Origin of the sequence: Streptomyces sp. UNOB3_S3 (assembly GCF_020740895.1) — a bacterium.
Lineage (GTDB): Bacteria > Actinomycetota > Actinomycetes > Streptomycetales > Streptomycetaceae > Streptomyces.
The window spans coordinates 1-5,698 of sequence record NZ_JAILXP010000427.1 but is presented as its reverse complement, the minus strand read 5'-3'; the positions used below and the strand labels follow the sequence as shown (position 1 = coordinate 5,698).

Sequence of the window (5,698 nt, the reverse complement as noted above, 5' to 3'; positions counted from 1 at the left end):
GGGCGTAGCAGTACGTCGGCGGTGTCCGAAGCTGGCCACTATTGGGCCGTCCCTGGTTGCGTAACCGGCCCCCTGACGTAAGCGTTGAGACCGAAGATGATTAATCTGCTCATCGGTTCAATGGCGATTGCGTAAGGGGTCGGAGGCCGGCATGGCGGCGCTCGCTTGGTTGCTGATTCCCGCTGCGGCGGCCGTGGTGGCCGCGCTGTGGGGGAGCTGGGCGGCCAGAAACCGCAAGTCCGGAGATGTCGCGGAACTGGCCGGTTACGCCAAGTTCCGTGAGGCGATGGAACGCGCCGAGTCCGGATCCGGCCCGGCGGGCTGACCGGGTCGCCGGAGAGTTCCGATATCTGCCCCGGACGGACCGCCCCGGGAGTGGACTGCCGGACCGGTCCCGTACTGTCGTTCCATGCCCCGCCGCACCGCGACGATGCTCGCCTCCCTCCTGATGCTGATCGCGCTCCTGTGCGCAGGCGTGCTGATCCCCGTGCCCTACGCGGAGATGTCCCCGGGGCCGACGGTGAACACCCTGGGCGAGCACGGCGGTGAGCCGGTGCTCCAGATCTCCGGGCACAAGACGTATCCGACCACCGGTCACCTCAATATGACGACGGTTCGCGTCACCGGCTCGCAGTACCGGATGAACCTGGTGGAGGCGGTCTGGGGCTGGCTCGCCCACGACAACCTGGTCGTCCCGCACAGCACGCTCTACCCGGACGACAAGTCCCCGGACGAGCTGAACCAGGAGACGGCGGAGGAGTTCAGCCAGTCCCAGGAGAGCGCCAAGGTCGCCGCCCTGAAGGAGCTCGGCATCCCCGTGGGCACCCGGGTCGTCGTGTCGTCCGTCGTCAAGGGCAGCCCCGCCGAGGGGAAGCTGCACGCCGGAGACGTCATCAAGGACGTCGACGGCACGGAGATCAAGCAGCCCGGCGACGTGGCCAAGCTGGTCACCCGGCACAAGCCCGGCGAGAAGGTGACGTTCCGGGTCGTTCCCGCCAAGGAGGCGGCCGCCGCGGAGAAGGAGAAGCGGCAGCCGAGGACCGAGGACACGATCACCCTCGTCACCAACAAGGCCCCCGACGACAACAGGGCCATCGTCGGCATCCAGGCCGGTACGGACCACACCTTCCCGTTCACGATCAACATCAAGCTGGCGGACGTGGGCGGGCCCAGCGCCGGGCTGATGTTCGCCCTGGGGATAGTCGACAAGCTCACGCCGGACGATCTGGCCGGCGGGAAGTTCATCGCGGGCACGGGCACGATCGACGACGAGGGCAAGGTCGGGCCGATCGGCGGCGTGGAGATGAAGACGGTCGGGGCGCGCGAGAAGGGCGCCCGCTACTTCCTCACGCCCAAGGACAACTGCGCGGCCGCCGCCAAGGACACCCCGTCGGGCCTGACCCTGATCAAGGTCGACACGATCAAGGACGCCCTCCAGTCGCTGGAGAAGCTCCGCAAGGGGGACACGGCCGGCCTGCCCCAGTGCAAGACGGGCTGACCGGCCCCCTCACGGAGCCTCCAGGTCCTTCTAGTCCTCGAAGGTGGCGGACAGCGCCTCGGCCAGCCCCGGCACCAGGTCGGCGCCGGTGAGGACCTCGGTCGGCGAGTCCTTCTCGCGCAGCCGGACGGCGGACTCGCGCGCGCCGTCGCGCAGCACGGCCACCGTCATCCGGACCTCCTGGCGGTCCGGGTGCCTGGCGACCCACGCGGCGAGCTGCTTGTCGTTCATGCCGTGGGGCACGGACGTCTCGGCGGACGGCGGGAGCATCAGCCGCTCCACGGTCAGGGCGCACCCCACCACGGCGTCGGGCCAGGCGATGGTGCCCAGGAACTTGTCGAGGGCGGTGCCCTTGGGCAGCTCCTCCTGCTCGATGGGGGTGTAGGAGGCGCTGGACGACGCCTCGTCGTCGAGGCCGAGCTGGGCGGCCAGGCCGGGCTCCTGGGCACGCAGCCGGGCCGTGTCGACCAGGGCGAACAGCCGCGCGGGCTGGTCCCAGCCCAGGGTGGAGGCGTACTCGTCGATCTCGAGCACGGCACGGGTGAGCGGGCTGGCCGCCATGGGGACGCTGGGCTCCTGGGAGCCGGGAAGGTTCGAACCGGTATTGCTGGACATGGTCAATATCGTGCCCTGACCGAGCCCGAAAACGGGAACCGAGTAAAGCGTCGGTAAGTTGCCACAGTGGGTCCTACTATCGCCTGGGCCTGATCGACAGCTCGTTTCCCAAGCTTCCCAAGCTTCACAACGGCTCGGCCGGGCTCGATCGACAAGCTTCATCCACAGCGAACTTCGAGGTGCGCACCTTGGCTTTCCAGATGCCGGACCGCGGCGGAGGCCCGTCAGGGCCACGGATCAGAGTCGGCCGACCGTCCCGGCGTGTCCGGACCCTGCTGATGACCCTGGGCGTGCTGGCGGTGCTGGCCATGCTCTTCGTCATGTTCGCCGGGTTCTGGACCGACTGGCTCTGGTACCGCTCGGTGGACTACTCCTCCGTTTTCACCACCACCCTCGGCACCAAGATCGGCCTGTTCGCCGTCTTCGGCGTGCTGATGGCCCTGGCGGTGGGAACGAACATCTGGCTGGCGCACCGGCTGCGGCCGCCGCTGAGCGCGATGTCCGTGGAGCAGCAGAGCCTCGACCGTTACCGGATGAGCATCGCCCCCTACAAGAAGTGGGTGCTGCTGGCGGTCACGTCGCTGGTGGGCCTGGTCGCGGGCGCGTCCGCCGCCGGCCAGTGGCGCACCTGGCTCCAGTGGGTCAACGGCGTGTCCTTCGGGCAGCGGGACCCGCAGTTCCACAAGGACATCTCCTTCTACACCTTCGACCTGCCCTGGTACCGCTTCCTGCTGAGCTTCGGCTTCGCGGCGGCGGTCCTGTCGCTGATCGCCGCGGCCCTGGTGCACTACCTCTACGGCGGTCTGCGGCTCACCAGCCCGGGCGGCCGGGCCACGGCGGCGGCCACGGGGCACCTGTCCGTGCTGCTCGGCGTCTTCGTGACGCTGAAGGCCGTCGCCTACTGGCTGGACCGCTACGGGCTCGCCGTGAAGTCCAGCGGGCTGAAGTCCACCGAGGGCTGGACCGGGCTGCGCTATGTGGACGCCAACGCCTATCTGCCGGCCAAGACGATCCTGTTCATCATCGCGCTGATCTGCGCCGTGCTGTTCTTCGCCACGCTCTGGCGGCGCACCTGGCAGCTGCCGGTGATCGGCTTCGGCCTGATGGTGCTCTCGGCCGTGCTGATCGGCGGGCTCTACCCGGCGATCGTGCAGAAGTTCCAGGTCCAGCCGAACGAGCAGGCCAAGGAAGCGCCCTACATCAAGAAGAACATCACCGCGACCCGTGAGGCCTACGGCATCGACGGGTCCGAGGTGACGGACTACGTGGGCAAGAGCGACCTGAAGGGCAAGAGCCAGCAGGACAAGGAGCGGCTGCGCGGAGCGGCGGACTCCACCGCCAGCATCCGCCTGCTCGACCCGAACATCGTCTCGCCCACCTTCCAGCAGCTCCAGCAGGTGAAGGGCTACTACCAGTTCCCCTCCACGCTGGACGTCGACCGCTACAAGGTCGACGGCAAGGAGCAGGACACGGTCATCGGTCTGCGCGAGCTGAACATCAACGGCATCCCCGAGCGCAACTGGATCAACGACCACTTCAAGTACACCCACGGCTACGGCGCCATCACCGCCAAGGGCACCACCGCGGTCGGCGAGGGCGACCCCGCCTTCACCGAGCGGGACCTGCCCACCAAGGGCGCGCTCGGCAAGTACGAGCAGCGGGTGTACTACGGCGAGAAGACCACCCAGTACTCCATCGTCGGCGGCCCGCAGAAGGAGCTGGACTACTCCGGCGACAGCGGCGAGAAGAGCTACAGCTACGAGGGCAAGAGCGGCGTCAGCCTCGCCAATCCGGTCAACCGGGCCGCCTACGCGGTGGCGTTCGGCGAGCCGCAGATCCTCTATTCGGGCGCCATCGGCGACGGCTCGCGGATTCTGTACAACCGCACCCCGAAGGAGCGCGTCGAATCCGTCGCCCCGTGGCTGACGATCGACGGCGACGCCTATCCGGCGGTGGTCGACGGCCGCATTCAGTGGATCGTCGACGCGTACACCACGACCAACGGCTATCCCTATGCCTCGCGCACCACGCTCGGTGACACCACGGCCGATTCGCTGACCACCGGTCAGCGCGCGGTGGTGGCCCAGCAGAATCAGGTCAACTACATCCGCAACTCCGTCAAGGCGACCGTGGACGCCTACGACGGCACGGTGAAGCTGTACCAGTGGGACACCAAGGACCCGGTGCTCAAGACCTGGATGAAGGCCTTCCCGGGCACGGTGAAGCCGAAGAGCCAGATCAGCGCCGGTCTGCTGGACCACCTGCGCTACCCGCAGGACCTCTTCAAGGTGCAGCGCGAACTGCTGACCCGCTATCACGTCACCAACCCCGGCACGTTCTACACCGGCAGCGAGCGCTGGCAGGTCCCGGACGACCCGACCAACAAGTCGGGCAACGCGGTCCCGCCGTACTACCTGAGCATGCGGATGCCGGGCCAGACGGCGCAGGCCTTCTCCCTGACGACGACGTTCACGCCGAAGAGCCGGGAGAACCTGGGCGCGTTCATGGCCGTCGACGCCGACGCCAAGAGCTCCGGTTACGGAAAGATCAGAATTCTGAAGCTGCCGTCGGAGACCACGACCTCGGGCCCCCAGCAGGTGCAGAGCAAGTTCAACGGCGACCCCGAGATCGCCAATAAGATCAATATCCTGAAGCGCGGCGATTCCGAGATCGAGTACGGAAACCTGCTGACCGTGCCGCTGGACGACGGCCTGCTCTATGTGGAGCCGGTCTACGTGCGCGGCGCGGGCTCCAACTTCCCGCGCCTGAAGAAGGTGTTGGTCACCTACGGCGACAAGACCGCCTTCGAGGACGACCTCGGCAAGGCCCTCGACGCCGTGTTCGAGGTGAAGAGCCCCGCGCCCGGCACCCAGCCGCCCACCACCGGCACCACGCCCCCGGCCAGTGAGAACCCGACGGTCAAGCAGGCCGTGAAGGATGCTCAGGACGCCTTTGACGCGGGGCAGAAGGCGCTGGAGAGCAAGGACTGGGCCGCCTACGGCAAGGCCCAGCAGGACCTGAAGGCCGCCCTCGACCGGATCGCCAAGGCCGAGGCCGCGGCGCCCGGCGGCACCAAGCCCGGCAGCTGACCGCCCCGATCCCGCGTCGTCGTGGTACGGTTGTGCCACAACGACGCGGGGTGGAGCAGCTCGGTAGCTCGCTGGGCTCATAACCCAGAGGTCGCAGGTTCAAATCCTGTCCCCGCTACTCAAAGACAAGGCCCGGAGTTCTCGGACTCCGGGCCTTGTTCGTGTACCGGGCCGCCTGACGGCCGCCCGAGTGCCGTACGGGAGGCCGCTGTCGGCTGTCCGGGTGGTCTGTGCGGGTTGTGTGCGGGGCTTTTGATTAGAGTTTGGGGCACCGCCATGTCGGGAAGTCGGGAAGTCGACAAAACGCTGAAGTGACCTCACTGACTGCGGTATTCGTGGTGTACGCAGGTTGCGGGAGTGCGACGATGGGACTTATGGGGGACAAGGCGAGGCTGTTGGAAACACATCGGCTTGTGGCGGCTCCCGGGGACGGGAGCCACCGGGACGATCAGGACCCGTCGTCGTCCGGCCCGGGGGGGCCGGCGGGGACCACCGG

At 67.8% G+C, this 5,698-nt stretch carries 4 protein-coding genes and 1 tRNA gene; 4 read left to right on the top strand and 1 reads right to left on the bottom strand.

Going from position 1 to position 5,698, the window contains the following annotated elements:
* Positions 1-151 precede the first annotated feature (151 nt).
* Positions 152-325 carry a hypothetical protein gene (locus K6I33_RS30760; protein WP_189451532.1) on the top strand — a complete coding sequence of 58 codons (174 nt, stop codon included), beginning with the start codon at positions 152-154 and terminating at the stop codon, positions 323-325.
* A gap of 84 nt (positions 326-409) precedes the next feature.
* Positions 410-1,498 carry a PDZ domain-containing protein gene (locus K6I33_RS30755; protein ID WP_229357828.1) on the top strand — a complete coding sequence of 363 codons (1,089 nt, stop codon included), beginning with the start codon at positions 410-412 and terminating at the stop codon, positions 1,496-1,498.
* A gap of 30 nt (positions 1,499-1,528) precedes the next feature.
* On the opposite strand, the gene K6I33_RS30750 is transcribed toward K6I33_RS30755, so the two are convergent.
* Positions 1,529-2,113, bottom strand: coding sequence for a PPA1309 family protein (locus K6I33_RS30750; protein ID WP_229357827.1), 585 nt, complete (start codon positions 2,111-2,113; stop codon positions 1,529-1,531).
* Positions 2,114-2,313: 200 nt separating this feature from the next.
* On the opposite strand from K6I33_RS30750, the gene K6I33_RS30745 reads away from it, so the two are divergent.
* Together K6I33_RS30745 and K6I33_RS30740 are read left to right on the top strand one after the other, a co-directional pair.
* The gene (locus K6I33_RS30745; RefSeq protein WP_229357829.1) at positions 2,314-5,202 is read left to right on the top strand and encodes a UPF0182 family protein; all 2,889 of its coding nucleotides are present in this window, start codon (positions 2,314-2,316) and stop codon (positions 5,200-5,202) included.
* A gap of 44 nt (positions 5,203-5,246) precedes the next feature.
* Positions 5,247-5,320 (top strand) — tRNA-Met (locus K6I33_RS30740).
* Positions 5,321-5,698: the final 378 nt, after the last annotated feature.

Excerpts from the sequence above, each read along its gene's own strand:
- K6I33_RS30760 (WP_189451532.1), top strand. The coding sequence starts at position 152 with ATGGCGGCGCTCGCTTGGTTGCTGATTCCCGCTGCGGCGGCCGTGGTG.
- K6I33_RS30755 (WP_229357828.1), top strand. The coding sequence starts at position 410 with ATGCCCCGCCGCACCGCGACGATGCTCGCCTCCCTCCTGATGCTGATC.
- K6I33_RS30750 (WP_229357827.1), bottom strand. The coding sequence starts at position 2,113 with ATGTCCAGCAATACCGGTTCGAACCTTCCCGGCTCCCAGGAGCCCAGC.
- K6I33_RS30745 (WP_229357829.1), top strand. The coding sequence starts at position 2,314 with ATGCCGGACCGCGGCGGAGGCCCGTCAGGGCCACGGATCAGAGTCGGC.